The sequence below is a fragment of the Mangrovibacterium sp. genome, from assembly GCF_059905295.1.
The window spans coordinates 1-21,988 of sequence record NZ_JBZQJF010000144.1; the positions used below are offsets into that span (position 1 = coordinate 1).

At 41.1% G+C, this 21,988-nt stretch carries 17 protein-coding genes; 9 read left to right on the plus strand and 8 right to left on the minus strand.

Translation table 11 applies throughout. The annotated features are described in order from the left end of the window. The first annotated feature begins 372 nt into the window (after positions 1-372). Positions 373-2,154, plus strand: a complete 1,782-nt coding sequence (locus AC37HE_RS07640; protein ID WP_500782218.1) for a hypothetical protein — start codon at positions 373-375, stop codon at positions 2,152-2,154. Between the two features lie 289 nt (positions 2,155-2,443). Continuing rightward, positions 2,444-2,845 (plus strand): DoxX family protein, encoded by a 402-nt coding sequence (locus AC37HE_RS07645; RefSeq protein WP_500782219.1) that lies wholly within the window; start codon positions 2,444-2,446, stop codon positions 2,843-2,845. A gap of 81 nt (positions 2,846-2,926) precedes the next feature. Here AC37HE_RS07645 and AC37HE_RS07650 read toward each other — a convergent pair whose 3' ends face one another. The 4 genes from AC37HE_RS07650 to AC37HE_RS07665 all read right to left on the minus strand — a co-directional run bounded on the left by AC37HE_RS07650 (position 2,927) and on the right by AC37HE_RS07665 (position 8,538). Next, entirely contained in the window at positions 2,927-3,919 is a 993-nt protein-coding gene (locus AC37HE_RS07650) for a GntR family transcriptional regulator (protein ID WP_500782220.1), read from the minus strand. Between the two features lie 252 nt (positions 3,920-4,171). Continuing rightward, complete coding sequence (fucP, locus tag AC37HE_RS07655; RefSeq protein ID WP_500782221.1) at positions 4,172-5,482, minus strand: L-fucose:H+ symporter permease; 1,311 nt, start codon at positions 5,480-5,482, stop codon at positions 4,172-4,174. A 37-nt stretch (positions 5,483-5,519) separates the two neighbouring features. Beyond that, positions 5,520-6,662, minus strand: coding sequence for a DUF6786 family protein (locus tag AC37HE_RS07660; RefSeq protein WP_500782222.1), 1,143 nt, complete (start codon positions 6,660-6,662; stop codon positions 5,520-5,522). A 94-nt stretch (positions 6,663-6,756) separates the two neighbouring features. After that, positions 6,757-8,538, minus strand: a complete 1,782-nt coding sequence (locus AC37HE_RS07665; RefSeq protein ID WP_500782223.1) for an L-fucose isomerase — start codon at positions 8,536-8,538, stop codon at positions 6,757-6,759. A 213-nt stretch (positions 8,539-8,751) separates the two neighbouring features. On the opposite strand from AC37HE_RS07665, the gene AC37HE_RS07670 reads away from it, so the two are divergent. Continuing rightward, positions 8,752-9,975 carry a dicarboxylate/amino acid:cation symporter gene (locus AC37HE_RS07670; RefSeq protein ID WP_500782224.1) on the plus strand — a complete coding sequence of 408 codons (1,224 nt, stop codon included), beginning with the start codon at positions 8,752-8,754 and terminating at the stop codon, positions 9,973-9,975. An 86-nt stretch (positions 9,976-10,061) separates the two neighbouring features. Here AC37HE_RS07670 and AC37HE_RS07675 read toward each other — a convergent pair whose 3' ends face one another. The 4 genes from AC37HE_RS07675 to AC37HE_RS07690 all read right to left on the minus strand — a co-directional run bounded on the left by AC37HE_RS07675 (position 10,062) and on the right by AC37HE_RS07690 (position 15,132). Then, positions 10,062-10,481, minus strand: coding sequence for a DUF134 domain-containing protein (locus tag AC37HE_RS07675; protein ID WP_500782225.1), 420 nt, complete (start codon positions 10,479-10,481; stop codon positions 10,062-10,064). Further along, positions 10,481-11,554, minus strand: a complete 1,074-nt coding sequence (gene aroC, locus AC37HE_RS07680; protein ID WP_500782226.1) for a chorismate synthase — start codon at positions 11,552-11,554, stop codon at positions 10,481-10,483. Before aroC ends, AC37HE_RS07675 begins: the two co-directional genes overlap by 1 nt. Positions 11,555-11,623: 69 nt before the next feature. Beyond that, on the minus strand, positions 11,624-12,226 hold the full coding sequence (locus tag AC37HE_RS07685) for an FKBP-type peptidyl-prolyl cis-trans isomerase (RefSeq protein ID WP_500782227.1): 603 nt from the start codon (positions 12,224-12,226) through the stop codon (positions 11,624-11,626). A gap of 266 nt (positions 12,227-12,492) precedes the next feature. Then, positions 12,493-15,132: a putative LPS assembly protein LptD gene (locus AC37HE_RS07690; protein WP_500782228.1), complete on the minus strand. Its 2,640-nt coding sequence runs from the start codon at positions 15,130-15,132 to the stop codon at positions 12,493-12,495. A 203-nt stretch (positions 15,133-15,335) separates the two neighbouring features. Between AC37HE_RS07690 and AC37HE_RS07695 the strand changes: the two genes are divergently transcribed. The 6 genes from AC37HE_RS07695 to pyrI all read left to right on the plus strand — a co-directional run. Continuing rightward, complete coding sequence (locus tag AC37HE_RS07695; RefSeq protein WP_500782229.1) at positions 15,336-16,553, plus strand: N-acetylmuramoyl-L-alanine amidase family protein; 1,218 nt, start codon at positions 15,336-15,338, stop codon at positions 16,551-16,553. A gap of 110 nt (positions 16,554-16,663) precedes the next feature. After that, positions 16,664-17,926, plus strand: coding sequence for an MlaD family protein (locus AC37HE_RS07700; protein WP_500782230.1), 1,263 nt, complete (start codon positions 16,664-16,666; stop codon positions 17,924-17,926). 279 nt (positions 17,927-18,205) lie between these two features. Beyond that, positions 18,206-19,633: a chromosomal replication initiator protein DnaA gene (dnaA, locus tag AC37HE_RS07705; RefSeq protein WP_500782231.1), complete on the plus strand. Its 1,428-nt coding sequence runs from the start codon at positions 18,206-18,208 to the stop codon at positions 19,631-19,633. Positions 19,634-19,679: 46 nt separating this feature from the next. Next, positions 19,680-20,279 (plus strand): IMPACT family protein, encoded by a 600-nt coding sequence (locus AC37HE_RS07710; RefSeq protein WP_500782232.1) that lies wholly within the window; start codon positions 19,680-19,682, stop codon positions 20,277-20,279. A 299-nt stretch (positions 20,280-20,578) separates the two neighbouring features. Then, positions 20,579-21,487, plus strand: a complete 909-nt coding sequence (gene pyrB / locus AC37HE_RS07715) for an aspartate carbamoyltransferase (protein WP_500782233.1) — start codon at positions 20,579-20,581, stop codon at positions 21,485-21,487. A 6-nt stretch (positions 21,488-21,493) separates the two neighbouring features. After that, positions 21,494-21,988 (plus strand): aspartate carbamoyltransferase regulatory subunit (gene pyrI / locus AC37HE_RS07720; protein ID WP_500782234.1); only part of this gene is annotated, 495 nt, incomplete at its 3' end.

Genomic DNA, 21,988 nt, shown 5'->3' on the forward strand with positions numbered 1-21,988 from the left:
CCACTATTTAAGTCCGCGCCCATTGTGGAGATGACAATCAGCCATTGTTTAGGCCCTCGCCCGTTGTGGAAGTGTCAAACCATCACTGCTTTATCCACCGACCGGATAAGTTAGGCTCACCCCGGACGAAGCATCTTCATCCTGCCATGAAGAATTAGTTGAACTAAACATTTCCTTTCCTCTCAATAGCAAAATGGATCTCTCCCATGTAACTAAAAGTGCATAAACACAAATCTCCTGCAATTTAGACCCATTCAAATAGGCATTCGTCTAAAAAAGAATAACTTTGCCGGCTGACAGTTGAAATGGGAATAGAAACTTAAAGGATAACTTCATCGTAAAGTATCATCCTTAGTTCTGAATACGATACAAATGGATATAAAATCACATTCTTTTCATATTCCAGTCATGGGACTGGGATACACGGTCGATACGCCGGTAAAAGTTGCCCATCTTGGGGTTTCATCGGTGATCTCGATTGTCGACGACTTCCTGATTGAAAAAATGAGGGAATTTTACAGTGAAAAATTCGATCTTCCATTCAAGGAGATCTCTACTAAAGTGGAGGATTTTCGCGCCAAACGCATCACAGCTTACCTAAACATGGTTGATAAGCTGGTTGGTGATAAATTTGACGAGATGGTCAACAACTTTCATCAGAAGAGCAGCGAACTTGAAAAATATTTTGACCTTTTACCTGACACGAAAAGTATCAAGGAAAAGTTCGCCTCGATGATTGAAAATAAAAGCCTGGCAGATGTTAAAAACTGGTTGCAGAAAAACCTGACCAAAGGAGCAATCGATGTAAACATCATGACCAAACTGGACAAGGTGAATTACAAAGACGGCGAAGCTTTGCCATCTGAGTTTAACGATGCACATGCAGCTCTTCGCGGTTTTGCAAACAGCACCTTAAATTCGTCGCTGGTTTTGTCGGCCGGTATGAATCCACGTTTGTACAGCTATGTTGAAAACTTCGAAGATTTTTACCCAACTGCAACCGGCGAATTCAAAAAGAAAATCACGCTAAAAGTGAGTGATTATCGCTCAGCCTTGATTCAAGGTCGTTTCCTGGCCAAAAAAGGAATCTGGGTTTCAGAATACCGAATTGAATCCGGTTTGAACTGTGGCGGACATGCGTTTGCAACACAAGGCTTCCTTTTGGGACCAATCCTAGACGAATTCCGCGAAAAACGCACCGAGCTTGCCGAAGCTGTATTTGCAGTTTTTCAGAAAGGGTTGGAAGATAAAGGAAAAGCAACCCTGGAGCATGTTCCGGAGATGAAAATTACCGCTCAAGGTGGTGTTGGCACAAATGAAGAGCACGAATTTTTACTGGACGAATACCAACTCGACAGCATTGGCTGGGGTAGCCCTTTCATGCTGGTTCCCGAAGCTTGTCACATCGACAAGTACAGTTTGGAATTATTGCGTAGTTCCGGCGAGAATGACTTCTTCCTGAGCGACGCATCGCCATTGGGTGTTCATTTCAATAATGTACGTGGCAGCAGCCAGCAAAAAGCCATTGAGCATACCCGCAAAGAAGGTAAAGTTGGGTTCCCATGTACCAAACGCTATCTTGTTTTCAATACTGAATTTACCGATCAACCCATTTGTACGGCATCACGTCGCTACCAAACCCTCAAAATTGAGCAAATTAAAGCGACAGATGCGTCAGTTGAGTGTCAGCAACTTCAGATTGATAAACTGGCCGAAAAAGAGTGTTTGTGTGAAGGCTTGACTAACTCGACTTATTTAGCTAACGAAATTACGCCGGATAGCCCACGTCAGGGTGTAAGTATTTGCCCCGGACCGAACCTGGCTTATTTCAACAAAATCACAAGCCTCAAAGAAATGGTAGGACACATTTACGGTAAAACCAATTTACTGGAAGGTGTTAAGCGTCCGAACCTGTTTGTGAAAGAACTGCGGATGTATGTGGATTACCTCGAGAACAAACTGGAGGAGTTAAAGCATGCCCAGGACGCAAAACAAGCATCGTACTATCGTAGTTTCCGCAAGAACATGCAAGAAGGAATTGCTTATTACAAGCAACTTTTTGCCAAATACGACTCCAAACTTCAGGAGATGAAGCAAGGTGCTGTTGAAGAGATGGAAGCTATTAATCAAAAAATTGAGGCTTTTAACATTTAAGCCTAAACGATATTTGAACAGACTAAAGCAGGGCGCAGCAGTGTCCTGCTTTTTTTTTTAGTTTTAAGTTTCAGGTTCCAGAACAACCCGACTGCTCTTGATAATAATGAAAATCTGGTGATCGGAAAATCTTCTACGTTCATTCCTGTTGGTGGTTTTGGCATTCATGAATATTTGTTGTCCTTTTCAATATGTGTCTATTTGACGTATTCCAGTGAACAAAAATGGTATTCTTTCGTTTAGGGTTTCTGTATCAAACAAGCATTCAAGAAAACAAACATTTGAAATCATGAAAAAGAATTACGACTTAGGTCTTCTGATCTTACGAATCAGCATTGGTTTGCTGATGTTATTTCACGGAATTGGAAAATTACAAGGTGGATTAGGCTTTATCCAAGGGATGTTAGAAGCCAAAGGATTGCCCGGATTTATTGCTTACGGAGCACTTGTTGGTGAAATTTTAGCTCCACTGGCTATTCTGCTGGGCTTTAGAACCCGAATTGCAGCGGCTATATTTGCTTTTAACATGCTTGTGGCTGTTCTGATGGTTCACACCGCTCAATTCTTCGGACTAAACGAAACCGGAGGCTGGACTTTGGAACTTCAAGGCCTTTATTTTCTGGGAGCATTGGCCCTGTTCTTTACCGGAGCCGGAAAACTGGCGATTTCTTCGTCAAACAACTGGGATTAATTATTGACAAGCCATAACAAAGAAGCAGCTTCTCGTTTACCGGGAGGCTGCTTTTTTTACCTAAGCTGAAAATGAATTAAATTAAAGTGACCCGCGAAGGATCAGCTTTGGCGACAGGGTTTCGAATACCTTTTCTTTCGATTCAACAAAACGAGCTGCCTTCTCTCCCATCTCAGCAAAGTCGGCCGATATAACCGTAATTCCATCACCAACCAATTCCTTCAGGGGCGTATCGTTGTATGCTATCAGTCCAATATCTTTCCCCAATTTTAATCCCTGGCTGTGGCAACTTTTAACAATGTACACCAAATCATCTTCTTTAATGGCCAAATAAGCTTGTCCTTTTTGAACAGGCTGACTGGATAATTTCGAGATCACCTGGTAATTCAAGCCATTGTCCTCGCAGAATGTCGTAAAAGACTGAACAAATTCGACCGGATGAGGCGTTGTTGAAGGGAAAACAAGGTTGAACTGGTCGTAAGTCTTCAGTTGGCTTAAAGCACCATCTAAACAAGCTATTGGTCCTTTATCAAAATCCTGTGTGATATAGGAAATTTCCTCATTATCCGGCGTTCCCATATCCAGAATCAGTAATTTATTGGGGTCAATTTTGCGAACAACCTCTTCAATCCGTCCATGATTGATATTCATAACGATGTACATGCTGTACCGCCCCAGGCTATTCTGGATTAACTGTTCAAACACATCGGCATTGTAGTGGTGAAATAACAAATCGACCACATAGTTATCCGGTAAATTGGAGCGAAAATTCGAGTAAAGTTGCTCCTTAAAGGCACTAAAGTCGTCCAACAGCATCATCACTTTAAATGATACGGAATTGACAAAATAGCCTTTGGTTGGCGTCGACGAAATGATACTACGCTGTTTCAGCGTGCTGTAAGCTTTAAAAATTGTATCTCGCGATAAGCCACTCGACTTGCTAAGCTGATTAACAGAAGGCAGGAAATCACCTTCCTGCAAATCGCCATTGCTTATTGCTTCAATAATGGCATGCAGCAACTGTTGAATTTTGGTTTGCGATGCCCCTTCGTCGTATTTAAATTGAAAACTCATAATCTGCATTTGTTTACAAAAAAGCCTGAACTGCCACAGCAATTCAGGCCTATAAACCCAACAACTTATCTGAATATAGTAGAAAACAAAAATATCCGGGAAAGGATATTTTCTGAAGTTTTCGTCCCGTAGCTGCAAAGTGCTACTCTTATATTCATTGCTAAAATAGCATTTCTAATCGAGAATACGTCAATATTACCTAAAGCTTTTACAAGCAGGCTAATCCTTTCTGTTTCTACCTTTTGTTCATTCTTAGTCCGCATAATAATGAATCGTAAAAGTTCGGTAACCATAAAAACCAATAATAACAAAACAAATCAGCGGGATGACAAATGAAACATTCACTGCAGGTAAATTAAAGATGGTTTGCTGATCGATCACATAAGCCTGAAGCTTGGGCAAAAATGTTCCTCCAATGATCGACATAATCAGCCCTGCTGCACCAAACTTGGCATCCTCGCCCATTCCGCGCAAGGCAATTCCGTAAATTGTCGGGAACATTAACGACATACAAGCCGAGATACCTACCAGGCAGTACAGTCCCCAAATATCCTGAAACAGAATAGTTCCGGCTGATAAGGCAATCGCACCAACCGACAAGATCATCAGCAGTCGTCCCGGCCGAATATATTTCAACAAGAAGGTGCAAATAAAACGCGCTACAAGGAAACAGCCCATGGCCACAATATTAAAAGCTTGCGCCTTTTGTGCTGCATCTCCGGCAGTCATTCCATATTGTTCTTCAAAAATTCGCTGGCCATATTGAACGATAAAAGTCCAGCACATGATTTGCGCACCAACATAGAAGAGCTGCGCCACCACGCCTTCGTAATAGCGAGGTACCCGCATTAAATTCTTCAACGCTCCAAACAAATTCAAATCATGCGACGATTCTTCATTTCTGGGCATCCGAGTAAATAAAATAATCAGAAAAACAGCGATAATCACACCACCAATCGCGATATATGGCGAACTCAAAATATCCAAATCATGCGTTTTTACCGTATTAAACTGCTCCGGCGACAGCAAGGCTCTTTCCTCGGCACCGCGAGGATCTAAACGAGCCTGAATAAACGATTTTGCAATAAACATCCCGGTAAGCGATCCCATCGGATTAAAAGCCTGCGCCAGGTTTAACCGACGTGTTGCTGTACTATCGGGCCCCATAAACAGAATATAGGGATTGGCACTCGTCTCAAGGAACGATAACCCGCAGGTCATGACGAAATAAGCAATCAAAAACGGATAGTACTGCCCAATAGCATTGGCAGGGATAAACAAGAGAGCTCCTGTAGCATAAAGCCCAAGCCCCATTAAAATACCCGATTTATAAGAATACTTGCGAATAAAGAAAGCGGCAGGAAAAGCCATGGCTCCATAACCGCCGTAGAATACAACTTGCACCCAGGTCCCTCCGCCTACTCCCATATTAAAGATCCGGGAGAAAGCCTCGACCATTGGGTTGGTAATATCATTAGCAAAGCCCCATAGGGCAAAACAACTCGTAATAAGCACGAACGGTAATAAAAATTCCGTGGGTACTACTTTTTCTTTGATTTTCACGTTAGGTTTAATTTTAATTATTGGTTTGAATTAATGATCAGTCAAAAGCATCTTTTAAGTCAAAAACAGAAATGCCCAGAATCCCTTCGGCAATCGCATTCAGGTCTTCTTCGGTTCCCTCAAAATGATAAGTTCGCTGGATGTGAATATGACTTTCACCGGGTTTCAGTTGAAGTGCCTCAGAGGATGATTCAAGCTCATAAAAAGGTCCAAGCTGCTCTCCGTTCTCCAGAGGACCATCGTTATAAGTATTGACCAGATCACCTTGAAACGGTTCTTCCTGATTCTCTTCCCAGGCTGAATTCACATAGTCCGTCGCGTATGGATTAATGGTCGTCTCCAAAATCGTCAATCTCTTATTCACACAATCGTAACTACCCAAAAAACGTTTAGCCCGCAATGGCGGAATACCTAATTTACTACGATAGTTACCATCAGCTTTAAACAAGATGTAGTTTTCGAATACTTTCAACCGTTCGGGAGGAACCTGTCCAAAATAATCGGATTTCAAAACAGCACCGTCTGCCTTTTCATTAAAAGGAATAATCACAACAACATCCGGCGAAGGATTATACATCGACAACATCCAGATTGAAGGTAAACCTCCGGATTTGCTCCAGGCCTCGCTTCCAATATTTTGAACTTGATTCAGAGATTCATAAGCCACTGACTTCACCGATGTTCCCGGTTTACAATTCAAGCTGAACTCTATTTCGTCGGTCAAAATGAGCCCAACCCGGCGCGTAACAGCAAAGCTGAATTCCGTTCCGCAATAATTATTCAACTTGAATTCTTTATATAAAGTCACCATTTCAGGCATAACTTCCTGAACATCCCAGGCCAAGGTGTCGATCGCTTGAGGAACACGCCAGTTATCGATTCGCTGCGATTTCCCCGCATCAAAATAAAATGAAAACGGACCACCTTCGGGTCCCAGCCAAAAGCGCTCTTCACCGCCAAAAGCATTAAACTGAGCAGAGCGTTCCGCTGTTTCCAGCAAGCTGTGATTAACCCAGCCAAACGAGTAGCCGCTTTCTCCGGCTGTTGAGCTGGTCATTACTCGTCCTTGCAAATCGGGAGCTACCAAAACCCGTGAGTCGCCACCAACCAATTCAACTGCGGTTTGATTTTTCTGAAGACAAGCTAAATCGAATCCGTATTGTCCTTTCTGATATGTCATGAAGTCTTATTATTTTGAGGAATTAAGCAGAGGTTCCGGCACGAATTCTCCGAAACCTCTAAAATTCTGCTAAAGATAAAATTCCTTCCTCTAATCAGGCAAAGAGCGGACCGTAAGTTTGGCAAGCTTTGTAGTCGGCTGCTTCTTTATCCATGCCGAAAGAAGCCCAGGCACTCGGTCTGAATATCGCTGCTTCATCAACATTATGCATGCTTACAGGAATGCGTAGAATGGAAGCCAGCGTAATCAAATCGGCACCAATATGCCCATAAGAAATTGCACCATGATTTGCTCCCCAGTTTGCCATCACATTGTAAACATCTTCAAAAGCACCTTCACCGGTTAAGCGTGGAACAAACCAGGTTGTTGGCCAGGTTGGGTTGGTACGTTCATCCAAAATTGAGTGTACATCATCCGGCAGTTCCACTGTCCAGCCTTCGGCAATTTGCAGTACCGGGCCAAGCCCTTTAACCCAGTTTACACGAGACATGGTCACCGGCATTTCACCAGCTGTTTTAAACAGCGAAGAATAACCGCCACCACGGAAATAACCTAAATCGGCCGGACTCCAAACAGTATTCGACAAACAAGCATCAGCATCTTCTTTGGTGATCTCCCAATAAGGTTTCATAACCGGATTACCGGCAGCATCTTTCTGACGAGCTGTTGCATCCAAGGTTGTTGATCCTGAATTGATCAGGTGAATAATCCCATCTTTCGCTAAACCGGTCAACTCTTTTCCGGTCACACGTTTCACCGACTCAGGACTCCAGAAGGTTCGCACATCCGAAAAGATCTGTGCTGTATTCGTCAACAAATGCCCGAACAACATCGGTACTGCATTCAAACTGTCGTTTTCTGTTGCAAAAACGAAAGCCTCCCGAATCCCGTTCCAATCAAATGAAGAATTCAGTATTGCTTCTGTAAAATCAGCATTTGGGTAGTAATCGGTCCATTGGCGTTGTCCCTGGAACCCGCCGGTAATAGCATTGTGCCCCTTCGATTCTTCACCAAATCCAAGTTCGGCCAATTTCGGGTTTCCAATCATCAGGTCGCGGCAAATAAGGGTCATTTTCACAACAGTTTCCCATTCCCAATCTTTTCGTTCCCTATCGCTTTGGCTGGCTGGATCGTTGCGATCTTCCCCTTCGCTGCAATTTTCCTTTACCCAAGCCAGTGCTTTGGCAAATTCTTCGGGATCATAAATTTCCTGGTCAATCCGCCGTTTGACTTCAACCGACTCAACAAACTCGTTACGCATACCTAAATAATCCTGAAAGAAGTCCGGATTAACCATAGAACCAGCAATCCCCATCGAGGTGTAACCAATCGACAAATAAGATTTTCCTTTCATTTGAACTGCAGCTAATGCAGCTCTGGTAAAGCGAAGAATCTTTTCTGTAACATCTTCCGGAATGGTTGTGTCTCCGGCATCCTGAACATCACGACCATAAATACCAAAAGCAGGTAAGCCTTTTTGGGTGTAGCCGGCCAATGCGGCAGCCAGATAGACTGCTCCCGGGCGTTCAGTGCCGTTAAAGCCCCAAACAGCTTTTGGCATCAACGGATCGGCATCCATTACTTCGGTACCATAGCACCAACATGGTGTCACTGTTAAAGAAACAGCCACCCCTTCTCTGCTGAACTTATCAGCACAGTTGGCAGCATCAGCCACTCCACCAATCGTTGTATCTGCAATAACACACTCTACTTTTTCACCAGAAGGGAATCTCAAATTCGCCTCAATTAAAGCAGCAGCAGCCTTAGCCATATTCATTGTCTGATTTTCAAGCGATTCACGAACTCCGCGTTCGCGTCCGTCAATAACTGGACGGATGCCGACTTTGGGTAATCGGCCTATTAAACGGTTTGTCATTTTGATTTAATTATATTGGTTTGTTATATTGTGCTGTACTGTGCTGCAATTTAGGATTTTTTCTTTTAGCTTAATTTATGCTGATAAACATTTTTTATCCTTAGATTTGTAAGAACCACATCCAACGAAATGTCAATAGTGGGCAGCGAAAACTGACAATAAGACTAAAAACCAACTTGCAATTACAATATTTCAACCTATAAAGCTCTTTTTATGTTCTTATTCAAAATGAAACTTCACTGGCAAATACTAATTGCACTGGTTCTTGCGGTACTGATTGGTTATTACGGTGGTGACAACGTGAAATATGTTGCCTGGATGGGAGATATCTTCCTTCGCCTGCTAAAAATGATAATTATCCCGTTAATTCTAAGTTCAATCATAAGTGGTGTAACCAGTATGGGAAGCGGAAAAAACCTGGGGCGTTTAGGAGCAAAAACACTCGGTTATTATCTTCTCACATCCCTATTGGCAATCCTGACCGGTTTGTTCCTGGTGAATGTCATTAAACCGGGTGTAGGAGCGGATATGGGGCTACATGATAGTGCTGCAGCTTTCAGCCATCAGGAACCAACACAAATCTCGGATATTTTTACACGGATGATACCGGAGAATATCTTTCAGTCCCTGGTAAACGGAGATATCCTCTCCATCATATTTTTTGCGGTATTTTTCGGCTTCTTTATCAGCGCCGCCAAAACAAAATACCGGGAGACACTGACCAACTTCTTCGATGCCCTATTCGATGTTATGATGAAGCTGACACTCTTTATCATCAAATTTACGCCACTTGGAATTCTCGGGATTGTCGCAGTTGAAGTATCGAAAAACGCCGATCAGCTGAGCAAAATCGCAGGAAGTATGGCTATTTATATGCTAACAGTCGCTTTGGCATTATCCATCCATGCCTTCATAACCTTACCGGTTTTGGTGAAATTCATAGGAAGGGCAAAGCCTTACGTCCACTTAAAGAACATGGTATCTCCCCTGCTTACGGCCTTTTCGACTTCTTCATCGAGTGCAACCTTGCCACTTACGATTGAAGCCGTTGAGAACGAAAGTGGCGTTTCCAATAAGATTACGAGTTTTACACTCCCGCTTGGAGCAACAATCAATATGGATGGAACAGCTCTTTATGAGTGTGTAGCTGCGATGTTTATTGCACAGGTTTACGGTATCGACTTAAGTTTCACACAACAAATGGTTGTGGTCGTTACTGCTTTGTTAGCATCGATCGGTGCAGCAGGTATACCAATGGCCGGTTTGGTGATGATTACGATTATTTTAACGGCTGTTCATCTACCTCTGGAGGGTGTTGGCTTGATTTTAGCTGTCGATCGTATTTTGGACATGTATCGCACATCCGTAAATGTGTGGAGCGACAGTTGCGGCGCGGTTATTATTGCCAAAAGTGAAGGGGAGAAAACAAATATTTAAACGAAACCGATCGGTTTCAAAAAAATCCCGAATTGTACAGAAATACAATTCGGGATTTTTTGATGTATCAAATTTAAATCCTCTGATTAACTTTCTTCATCGGAATAAAACTCATTCAACGAAATAAATTCATCAGAATTACAGACCGGACAATTTTTTTCGGTCTCAATAAATCGGTTAAACTTGGCGTTACAACTATTACAGTAGAACCAATTTTCGTCGAAATGAAAGTTGCCACCACGGATCACCAGGTCTTTGCCTTCTACCATCGATTGAGCAACTTTATTTCGTGCCGACTCATAAATGCGGGTTAAAGTCGGACGTGAAACCTCCATACAAACAGCTGCTTCTTCCTGAGTCATATTCTCATAATCCAGCAACTTAATGGCTTCGTACTCTTCGAAAAACAAAATAACCTGCTCCGACCTGTTTTTAGGACCATAAACGGATAATCCTTTTATGGCAGGTGGAGCCAGTAACCGGCGATCTCTTTTTCTACGTGGCATTATATCTGATTTATTTTATTTAACAAATAATGATCTGCGATAACAAGAGCTGCCATAGCTTCCACGATTGGCACTGCCCGTGGAAGTACACAAGGGTCATGTCTTCCTTTCGGATTAATAACGGCCTCGTTAGCATCTTTGTCAACAGTATGTTGTTCTTTCAACAGGGTAGCAATTGGCTTAAAAGCTACATTAAAGTAGATATCCTCACCATTGCTGATTCCACCCTGAATACCTCCTGAGTTATTTGTCTTTGTCCGAATACCGGAGTCAGTTTTTACAAAGATATCATTATGCAGCGATCCTGAAAGTTTGGTACCTTCAAAACCGGAACCATATTCAAAACCTTTTACAGCATTAATGCCTAGCATAGCATGTCCAAGATCAGCGTGTAACTTATTGAATACCGGTTCTCCAAATCCAACAGGAACACCTTGAACTACCCCTTGAATAACACCACCAACCGTATCTCTGTCCTGACCGGCAGCTTCAATACGTGCAATCATTTTTTCTGCCGTTTCTTCATCGGGACAACGTACGATATTGGAATCAATTTGATCCAGATCGAGTTCTTTATAACTCTTTTCCAGCTCAATTTCTCCCACTCGTTTCACAAAAGCATCGATACGAATACCTAGCTTTTTCAGCAGCAACTTAGCAATAGCTCCGGCAACAACCCGCGCAATTGTTTCGCGAGCTGAGGAACGACCACCACCGCGATGATCGCGGCTACCATATTTTTGAATGTAAGTATAATCGGCATGTGAGGGACGGAAAACATCCTTCAGGTTGTTGTAATCATTCGAATGCTGATCCTTGTTCCACACAATAAAACCGATTGGTGTTCCCTGTGTTTTTCCTTCAAAAATTCCTGATAAAAATTCAACCTGATCAGCCTCTTTTCGCTGGGTCGTAATTTTTGACTGCCCAGGTTTTCGTCTATTTAATTCATTTTGAATGAATTCCATATCGATTTCCAAACCTGCAGGACAACCATCAATAACACCGCCAATACCGCGGCCATGTGACTCACCAAAAGAAGTTAGCCTAAAAATCTGTCCGAAGCTATTCATTATAAAAGTTTAGAACCTTGCTACCTAATGTAGCAAGGTTTATAGAGCAAAAATTAGTTTTCAATTCAATTAGCAACCGCATCCGCAGCCACTACCTGAGCCTTCAGTTGAGCATGACTCATCTTCGCATCCGCAGCTACCGCTACCACAGCTTGAATCGTCGCCACAACCACAACCGCTACCACAGCCACCTTGTACAGTTGCTGCAATCTCTTCGTCAGTAGCTTCACGTACTTCCAAAATATCACCGCTAAAGAACAAATCTTCTCCAGCTAAAGGGTGATTGAAGTCCATTTTAATAACTTCATCAGAGACTTCCAATACGATACCATTCATACGCTGACCGTTAGAGCTCATCATTGGTACAGTGTTTCCAACTTTGATGATTTCTTCATCAAACTTACCGTCAAGAATGAAGATAGTCTTAGGAAGATCAACAATTGCATTTTCGTCAATCTGACCGTAAGCATCTGCACTCGCCAAATTTATATCGAATGATTTACCTTGTTCCATTCCTTCCAACAGAGCTTCAAACTTAGGCAACATCAAGCCGGCTCCGAAGATAAAAGTTAATGGTCTCTCGGCAGTAGCCTGCTCAATCATTTCCCCCTCTGCACTTCCGATTCTAAGATCATAGGTCAGAGAAACCATTTTGTTTTTTGAAATAACCATATTAAATTATTTAGATTGATTTTTAATAATTAAACTGCAAAGAAATAAAATTCACACAGATAATAAAATACGCACTGTGCTGATTTTTTTTATTTAAAGATAACATCACACAACAACATTGGTTTATTGTGTTGTGCAATCATTTTTAAGTATTAACAAATAATCAGCAAAAGTTCTGTTAAAAACGGCTGATTCGCTGGCTTCGAATGGTGGCTTAACTCAATTTAAGTAAGAAATATTCCCAATCCCCCCTTTCTTATGCATCACTAATTATCGTACCAGCTCCTGTTTTTATTAATCTTTAAGTCTTTCAGCATAGATGAAGAAGCATTCAGTGAGAAGCTGTAGCTTCGGCGTTGACCAAATGGTACAAAATTAAAGCTCATGCTAAAGCAGTGGAGCGATCTGGTTACATTAAAGGTTGTAAATGAGAATTCGCCAGCCTGGATATCAAAGTTTGTGGTCATCGACATATTCCATTTCTCCGTCAAACTCAGACGTCCGTTCACATTGACACTTTGATTAATTGTAGCCGCCTTAGTCGGATTTGAATGTGAGTAACTCATGGAATAGTTCATACTAAATTCCCACGGAATACTAAAGTCGTAATATTGAGGACCAAAGGTGGTCATTACCGGCATTTTGTCTTCCTGATCATCAAAAAAGTCATCCCCTCCTCCTACCGGCTTTTGTGAGTCTTGTCCTCCTGCCGGTTTACTATCTTTCTTATTCTTCGACTTAAAATTGAGTCCAAATGATAAGTTCGCCGCAGTCAAACGACCTAATTTTCCCAGTCCTGAACGGTTGTTCCATGCGAATTGGTTAATTCGGGTAGTTCCGGCAGCATTGGTCATATACGGATCGACCGTACCTCCAAAATTGAAACTAATACCTTTAATTGTTGTGCGTCCTCGGATACTAATAGTACTTAAATTCAACGAGTCGGCAATCAGGTTATAAGAGCCACTGAAGCTTAAGTTATCCAACAGTTTTATTTTCTCGTATTTATCTTTTTCTTTAGAATCACCGACACTGGTTGTATCGTTTTTGGCAGCAACCTTTGCTTCAAGATTGTTCGCTAAACTGAAATTAATCGATCCGCTTTTCCCTCGTCCGGCATTACCATACACGCTGTTAGCAAACCGGTCGAAATATTTTATTTCACCTTTTTCATTGTAGTAAGTATCCCAAAATCCATATTTTGCAGCTGCAAAATCAGGACGATAACTGAAAGAAACACTCGGTGTAATCTTATGTCGAATTGCTTTTATTCGGGAATTCGGGTTTTTCATGATATACATCCCGTAAATTGTTGTCGAAGCACTTAAGGCATAGGAATAATCATAGTTTCGTTTAAAACCATAAACCGTGTCAACCATCAACTCCTCTTGTTGTGTTGCATGGTTAAATATATAGTGCGACTTCATCTTACTGGTTGCCCAACGCTCTTTATAGCTAAAAGAAGGACTAAAATTGATAAACTTCAACAAGTTAAAACTGGGCAATGTGATCGGAATGGAGTGTTGCCAGCCATTCTGCCAATCTTTAAGCAAGTTTTGGTGTAAAATTTCAGTTTCGTTTGCCTTGACATAGTTTTTAATGTTACCGGTATAGCCAACACTGATCTTTTCCCAAAAACGAAGCTTTCCGGTTCTGTTTTTGGCCCTGAAAGGGTATTGCTTGGCCATATTAAAGGTCATAATCGGTAAACTAATCGCCATCGTTGAATCGGATGAATTTTGCGTATGGGTGATGTTTGCCGACATGCTAAACGGGCTGTTCTCCCATTTTTTACTATAGGAAATACTTGATGACTTGGTGGAACTTAAGTAAGAATAGACATCGGTTGAATTCTCCTTGTCGTAACTACTGGTCGATAAGTTCACACTTGCCGAGAAACTTTGATTTGGATTCGCCTTACTATCTTGTGAGTGGGACCACCGAATGCTGAACCCTTTCGATTTTCGATAATCAGGTAATCCTTGCTCACTGTATTTATTGATGTTATATGCAGCGCTGAAATTCCCTGAAAATTTATATCGTTTCTTATAATTACTACTGATATAAGTTGCCCACGAACCTTTACTGTAAATATCCCCTTTCATGGTCAAGTCGAAATACTGGCTTGCTGCCCAATAATAACCACCATCCCGCAAAAAGAAACCACGATTATTTTCTTCACCGTAACTTGGGATGATAATACCGGAAGAATAGGTTGACGAACTAGGGAAAAAACCAAATGGCAAAATCGGAAAATAAATCGGAAAATCTTCCAAAACCATATAAGCGGGTCCCGTTATAATCGTTTTATTCGAAATCACCTTGGCCTTAGTCATCTTCAGGTAAAAGTGCGGGTGCTCTGCATCACAGGTTGTATACTTTCCATTCTTCAAAATAAAAGCATCCTTAGACACTTTCTTCGTCAGTTCGCTATGGACATACCCTTCCCCCTGCTCTGTTTTCACATCTTCAATAATCCCCTTTTGCGACTTAAAGTTATACCGTAAGTTCTTACATTCAAACTCATCGGTTCCATCTTTAAAGACGGGAGATCCCTGAACCACTCCAGCCGTATCCGGCAGACCTTCAGCATAAACTTCTTTGGTATTCAGATCGATTATAATAAAATCCGCAGTAAGTTCAATATTATCATAAGTTACTTTTCCCTCCTTGTATAAGTAAACTTTCTGTCCATCCAACGATGCAATTATAGAATCAGTTGCATTATAGTTGATGACTGCATCAAGCACAGGCTTTTTCTCCTTGGCGGTAGCAGCAATTGAGTCAGCAGCCAACGAATCAACCGGATTAACCAGCGTTGAGTCTAAACTTAAAGGATGTAGCAATGTCGTATCGGGAGCAATACTAAGTAGTGAATCGTGAAAACCAAGCTCCTCGAAACTCATCCGTGGTTTTTCCTGTGCTTGTAAGCTTAAGCTAGTAATTATGAAAAGATATATAAGTAGTTTCTGTTTCAAAATACCCAAATTAATTGCCGTTGGTGGCTTTGTAGGATTGCAAAAATAAAAATTCATTGCCGAGATCAAGGTCAACGATTAAAAAATAATATTAATATTTCTATTTTTACCTGAGCTAATTTTGAAAGTAGATGGGAAACAGACGCTGGCTGCTCGCTTTAACAATAGTCATGCTATGCAGCATGACTTCCGCATTACAGGCAGAAAATATATCAAAAAAGAAATTTACGGTAGTGATTGATCCGGGACATGGAGGTCACGATCCGGGAGCGATGTATCAAAATATCAAAGAGAAAAATGTTGTTTTGAATATTGCCATCAGGTTGGGGCGTTACATCAATCAGGAAATGCCCGATGCAAATGTGGTTTATACCCGCAAAACCGATGTTTTCATCCCGCTCCACGAACGGGCCGAAAAAGCCATTAGCAGCAAAGCTGATTTGTTTCTGTCAATTCATGCCAACTCGTGTCCTACTCCAAGCGTTACCGGCACCGAAACATTTGTTTTGGGGATGCACAAAACCGAAGAAAACCTCGATGTCGCCAAAAAGGAAAACTCGGTTATTTTAATTGAAGATGACTACTCAACACGCTACCAGGGATTTGACCCAAACTCATCGGAATCCTATATCATGTTTGACTTGGTTCAGGAAGGCTACTTTGACCAAAGTGTCAGCGCGGCGGCCTTGGTTCAAAATCAATTTAAAAGTAAAGCCCAACGAGTTGACCGTGGCGTTAAGCAAGCAGGATTCCTGGTATTAAGAGAGACCAGTGCTCCAAGTATCTTAATTGAAACTGGCTATTTAAGTAATAAAAAAGAAGCTGGTTATTTAAACTCCGACAAAGGTCAAAACGAATTGGCCCGGGCAATCTGTAATGCTGTAAAAACTTACAAAACCAGTTACGAGCAAAAAAGCGACATCGCTCTTGCAACCTTAATTGCAGAAGAAACAACAGCCGGTGAAGAATCCTTACCTCAGCCCCAGCTAAAACAGCCACAAACGAAGCAAGAACCCCGTACAACTAATACAGCCAAAGAAACAACGGCAAAAAAACAACCTGCGGTTACATCAAAAGCTCCGGCACAAGAACTATACTACTCGATTCAAATAGCTGTTGCGCATCGAAAAATAGCTTTGAAATCCTATAATTTCAGAGGGTTAAAAGAAATCCATATGCAGGAAGCAAACGGGCTGTATAAATATTACTACAGTAAAGAAAAGGATCTAAGCCAAGCTGAAATCAGAAAACAAGAAGCCCGGAAAGTATATTCCGACGCGTTTATCACGGCTTTTTACGGCGGCAAACAGATTTCCTTAGATGAGGCAAAAAAGCTGACAAACCGGTAGATTCAGGCATAATTCTTGTTTTCTATCCCAAGGCTTACTAATATTGCATAGTATACATTTGTTAGTCTTATATTGATAAGAGCAACAAATAAACTCTAAAATCCTTCAGCATGAAAATTTCAAAATATACTAAACTTGGCGCCTTAATCATTTTTAGTATTGCCGTATTTATTTGGGGAATAAACTACCTTAAAGGGGTTGACTACTTCAATACCAACACAACCTATTACGCAATTTACGATCATGTTGACGGATTAATGAAATCCAGTTCAGTCACCCTTAGTGGCTACCAGGTTGGACAAGTAAAAGACATCCGTTTTTCTGATAAAAACGATGGTAAATTGATTGTGGCTTTTTCCATCGAAGGTGATTTAAAAATCCCTAAAGGAACCGAAGCCCGTATTATTTCAAGTGACATCATGGGAACACGCTCCATAAAGCTTGTTCTTAAGCCCAATAACACCTATTATAATGAAAACGATACAATACCTGCCAGCATTGAAGGCGATTTAAAAGAACAGGTGAGCATGCAGGTTTTACCGCTAAAAAATAAAGCTGAGCAACTTTTAGCTTCGCTCGACTCGGCAATCACAGTAATCACCTACGTATTTAATGCTGAAACAAGACAAAATTTGTCGGAAAGTTTTGCACATATCAACCAAACGATCGTCAACCTCGAAAATGCTTCTTCCCAATTAAACTACCTGTTACATTCTGAATCGGCGGACATCCAGGGTACATTGGGAAATATCAATAAGCTCTCGGCTTCGCTTGCTGCTAGTTCCGACGACTTCTCAGCCATAGCCGGTAATCTGGCAACTATCACGGATAGTATTTCGGCTGTAAACCTGAAAGAAATGTTCACGAATATGGCTGAATCAACAGCCGGGATAAACGATATTATTGCCAAGGTTAATTCCAAAGAAGGTTCAGCCGGTCTGCTGGTAAACGACCCTGAATTATATCAAAACCTGACCCAGCTTAGTTTGAGTCTGGATTACCTGCTAAAAGACTTCCGGAACAATCCAAAACGCTATGTGCACTTCTCTGCACTCGATTTTGGGAAAAGTGTCTACATCAGTTCCGACAAATCGGCGGCATCTGCTAATTCAGACTATACATTCAAAGTGCATCTAATCTCGAGCGCCGAAAGACTCAATTTAAACAATCGTTTATTTGAGAGCTTTTCAAAAGTAGAAGAAACAGAAATTTCAGGTGTTTTTAATTACACCATCGGGAACACCTCTGATATAGAGGAAATCTATCAACTTTTAGGCACTGCGCAAAAAGTATTTCCGGATGCAAGTATTGTTGCCTTTAAAAACGGACATCGTGTCAAATTGGACAAAGCTCTCAGAAGGCTCAATAATTAATTAGTTTCCATAATGTATATTTAAACACAATTCTCTAAATCCCTTACCACTCGGGACTTAGAAAAGAACACACCTGCAATGCATTGATTTTCAAATGGTTGTATAGCATGATTTTTTTTCGACTTTTTAAGTGATTGAGTTTTACGCCATTTATAATTATTCATAAAAAGTCAAGGGCAATTTCATTTTTTTTATACTTTTTTTTTGAACACTTTTGTTCTAGGGAAAAAAAACAAAGGGAAATTTTTTGTCGAACTCAATTAAATCCTGCTATTCAAAATGACTAATAATCATCTTGGTGTATGGGAGCGTTGTCTCAGTGTCATTCGTGATAATGTTCCGTCTATCAGTTTTAAAACTTGGTTTGAACCTATTGTTCCGTTACGGATCGATAATCAGGTATTGACCATTCAGGTACCCAGTCCGTTCTTTTACGAATACCTGGAAGAACAATACATTGATTTGCTTCGCAAAACATTACGGAAAGAAGTAGGTCAAGATGCCAAATTGGAATACGTTGTTGTAATGGGAAATCAAACAAACTCCCAACCATACACCGTAAAGTATCCAACAACTAACAACTCGAAAATCCAGAATAAACCCCTCAATGTTCCATTAAAAACTGAGGGAAAACCTTCCATAAAGAATCCGTTTATCATTCCGGGAATTCAAAAATTACATGTTGATCCGCAACTTAAGCCGGATAATACATTCGATAATTTTGTTGAAGGAGAATGCAATAGTTTAGCACGCGCCGCAGGATACGCCGTTGCTCAGAATCCAGGAGGTACTGCATTTAACCCGCTCATGATTTTCGGAAATTCAGGTTTGGGAAAAACGCACTTAGCACATGCCATTGGTATTGAAGTGAAAGAACGTTTCCCGGAGAAAGTGGTACTCTATGTGAATGCCAACAAATTCCAAACGCAATTCACCGAAGCAACGAGGAATAATAATCGCAACGACTTTCTACACTTCTACCAAATGATAGATGTGTTGATTCTCGATGATGTTCAGGAGTTTGCAGGAAAGGAAAAAACGCAGGAAACATTCTTCCATATATTCAACCATTTACACCAAAGTGGGAAGCAGCTTATTTTAACGTCGGATAAGCCACCCATTGAATTGAAAGGAATGGAGCAACGTTTACTTTCCCGCTTCAAATGGGGATTAACAGCCGAGCTTCAGGTACCGGATTTCGAAACCCGCATGGAGATTCTGAAACGCAAAACTTACAAAGACGGTATTGAAATAACCGATGAGGTTCTCGAGTACATTGCATCTCACATTAGTAATAACGTGCGTGAGTTAGAAGGCGCTTTGGTTTCCTTACTGGCCCAGTCAACCTTAAATAAAAAGGAGATTACAATAGAACTGGCCAGCGACATGGTCAACAAACTTGTTAAAAGCTCTAAACGAGAATTATCAATCGATTATATCTCCAAGGTTGTTTGTGACTATTTCAATCTTTCGGTTGATCACCTGCAAGCAAAAACCCGAAAACGGGAAATTGTACAAGCCAGGCAATTGGCCATGTACTTTTCAAAAAGTATGACAAAATCCTCGCTTGCCTCCATTGGGTCGCAAATTGGGAATAAGGATCACGCAACCGTTCTTCATGCCTGCAAAACGGTGAATAACCTGATAGAAACCGACAAGAATTTCCGAAACTTTGTTGACGAAATAGAAAAGAAATTGAAAATGTAAATCAAAAAAGGCAGATCAAACGATCTGCCTTTTTTATATTCGCAAAATGAGTGATTCTTATTTGACGATAGCAGCACCAACCGAGGGACTTTTCAAAGATAAAGGCAGTAAGTTCCTGGCCTATGCCTACCCGGTTGACAACGAAGACGAAATAAAAGAACTTGTCCAGCAGCTTAAAAAAGAACATTATTCTGCACGTCACCACTGCTATGCATGGCGCTTAGGAGCCGATAAAACTCAATTCAGGGCTAACGACGATGGAGAACCTTCATCAACAGCAGGAAAGCCAATTTTAGGCCAAATACAGCGGCTGGATCTCACAAATATACTAATCGTTGTTGTTCGTTACTTTGGCGGAACCTTACTTGGCGTAAGCGGTCTCATTAATGCTTACCGTGCAGCAGCAGCAGACGCACTGGAACAAGCTGAGATCGTTGAAAAGCTCGTTGAAGAAAACTTTTGGGTTGAATTTGATTACCTGAATATGAACAGTGTGATGAAGGTATTTAAAGATGAAAATCTGCCGCAAAAGAAAACAGATTTTGATTTGCGCTGTAAGATCAAATCATCAATCCGATTAGGCGAATCAGAGCGCATCTTTGCGTTGTTGAAAAACATTGAAGGAGTTACCATTACAATTCTGTAGCTTTTCAACCAAATGTTAGTAAATCGGTGATAAATATTGTGTAAAATCATATTAAAATAACCCAAGACACTATACTTTTAAATTTTAATGAATAGCACGCTTAATCGATATGATTTCTTCTTGAATGGTGTCAACCATTCCTGTAAATTTTTCCCTATTCCATACAATCATTCTAGATTAAGAAAATTCTCTAAGTACTTATATTTTAAAACATTTTACGATATTGAGAAACCAACGGTGATTTCTGATCCTGTTGGTTTTTTTATGTCTGGGGGTCACCTTATAAACGAAATTACGAAATGAAGAGAGATTTAATTTCCATCACGGATTATTCGAAGGAAGAATATCTTCGGATAATGGAATTAGCAGCAGACTTTGAACGAAACCCCAACCAGCGCCTTTTGGAAGGGAAAGTTGTTGCCTCACTTTTCTTTGAACCTTCTACCCGCACCCGGTTAAGCTTCGAGACTGCCATCAACCGTCTGGGGGGCCGAATCATTGGTTTTTCCGATTCCAATTCGTCCAGCGTAACCAAAGGAGAAACATTACACGACACCATTAAAATGGTCTCAAACTACGCAGATCTGATTGTCATGCGTCATCCAATGGAAGGAAGTGCCAGGTACGCAGCCGAAGTTTCATCTGTACCTATCATCAATGCCGGCGACGGAGCCAACCAACATCCGACGCAAACCTTGTTGGATATGTATTCCATTCAAAAGACACAGGGTCGCCTGGATAATATCAATATCTTCATGGTTGGAGATTTGAAATACGGGCGAACAGTTCACTCACTTCTCATGGCTTTATCCGAATTTGAAAATCCAATTTTCAACTTCATCGCTCCGGAGGAACTTGAGATGCCGGAAGAGTACAAAATATACCTGCGAGAAAAAGGAATCAGATATTTTGAGCATCGTGAGTTTACCGACATCATTTCAGAAGCCGACATTGTGTACATGACTCGCGTACAAAAAGAACGATTCTCCGACCCAATTGAGTACGAACAAGTGAAAAACGTATACATTTTACGCAATAGCATGCTGGAGAACACTAAACCAACCATGCGGATTCTGCACCCACTACCTCGTGTAAATGAAATCCACACCGATGTGGATAACAATGAGAAAGCTTACTACTTTCAACAAGCCCTTAACGGCATGTATACCCGCGAAGCAATTATTGCTCATACCTTAAACCTTAAATAAGCAGCCATGAGCGACAGCATAAAAAAGAAATTGAAACTCAAAGTAAGTGCCATCAGTGAGGGCACAGTTATCGACCACATACCATCAGAAAACCTGTTTAAGGTTATTTCAATTCTGGAGCTCGATAAGATGACAAATACAAACATGATTACTTTTGGAGCTAACCTGGACAGCGATAAGCTTAAAACAAAAGCCATCATCAAAGTATCTCACCAGTTCTTTGCCGATGATGATATCAACAGGATTGCATTGATCGCCCCCAATGCCAAGTTGAACATTATTAAGGACTACGAGGTTGTTGAAAAGAAAATCGTTAAAGTTCCCGATCAGGTAATTGGAATCGTAAAATGCTTCAATCCAAAATGCATCACCAACAACGAAGCTGTAACAACATCGTTTAAGGTCATTTCAAAAGAGCCATTGGCATTAAAATGTAAATATTGCGAGAAGATTACACACGAACATCAAATGGTTATCAAGCAAGAACAAAGAGAAGATAGA

What these genes read in the sequence shown, in the direction of transcription:
- pyrB (WP_500782233.1), top strand. Translation starts at nt 20,579, where the DNA reads ATGAAGAGAGATTTAATTTCCATCACGGATTATTCGAAGGAAGAATAT.
- dnaA (WP_500782231.1), top strand. Translation starts at nt 18,206, where the DNA reads ATGACTAATAATCATCTTGGTGTATGGGAGCGTTGTCTCAGTGTCATT.
- AC37HE_RS07690 (WP_500782228.1), bottom strand. Translation starts at nt 15,132, where the DNA reads ATGAGTTTCGAGGAGCTTGGTTTTCACGATTCACTACTTAGTATTGCT.
- AC37HE_RS07665 (WP_500782223.1), bottom strand. Translation starts at nt 8,538, where the DNA reads ATGACAAACCGTTTAATAGGCCGATTACCCAAAGTCGGCATCCGTCCA.
- AC37HE_RS07645 (WP_500782219.1), top strand. Translation starts at nt 2,444, where the DNA reads ATGAAAAAGAATTACGACTTAGGTCTTCTGATCTTACGAATCAGCATT.
- AC37HE_RS07640 (WP_500782218.1), top strand. Translation starts at nt 373, where the DNA reads ATGGATATAAAATCACATTCTTTTCATATTCCAGTCATGGGACTGGGA.
- AC37HE_RS07700 (WP_500782230.1), top strand. Translation starts at nt 16,664, where the DNA reads ATGAAAATTTCAAAATATACTAAACTTGGCGCCTTAATCATTTTTAGT.
- AC37HE_RS07685 (WP_500782227.1), bottom strand. Translation starts at nt 12,226, where the DNA reads ATGGTTATTTCAAAAAACAAAATGGTTTCTCTGACCTATGATCTTAGA.
- AC37HE_RS07650 (WP_500782220.1), bottom strand. Translation starts at nt 3,919, where the DNA reads ATGAGTTTTCAATTTAAATACGACGAAGGGGCATCGCAAACCAAAATT.
- AC37HE_RS07660 (WP_500782222.1), bottom strand. Translation starts at nt 6,662, where the DNA reads ATGACATATCAGAAAGGACAATACGGATTCGATTTAGCTTGTCTTCAG.
- aroC (WP_500782226.1), bottom strand. Translation starts at nt 11,554, where the DNA reads ATGAATAGCTTCGGACAGATTTTTAGGCTAACTTCTTTTGGTGAGTCA.
- AC37HE_RS07670 (WP_500782224.1), top strand. Translation starts at nt 8,752, where the DNA reads ATGTTCTTATTCAAAATGAAACTTCACTGGCAAATACTAATTGCACTG.
- AC37HE_RS07710 (WP_500782232.1), top strand. Translation starts at nt 19,680, where the DNA reads ATGAGTGATTCTTATTTGACGATAGCAGCACCAACCGAGGGACTTTTC.
- AC37HE_RS07695 (WP_500782229.1), top strand. Translation starts at nt 15,336, where the DNA reads ATGGGAAACAGACGCTGGCTGCTCGCTTTAACAATAGTCATGCTATGC.
- AC37HE_RS07675 (WP_500782225.1), bottom strand. Translation starts at nt 10,481, where the DNA reads ATGCCACGTAGAAAAAGAGATCGCCGGTTACTGGCTCCACCTGCCATA.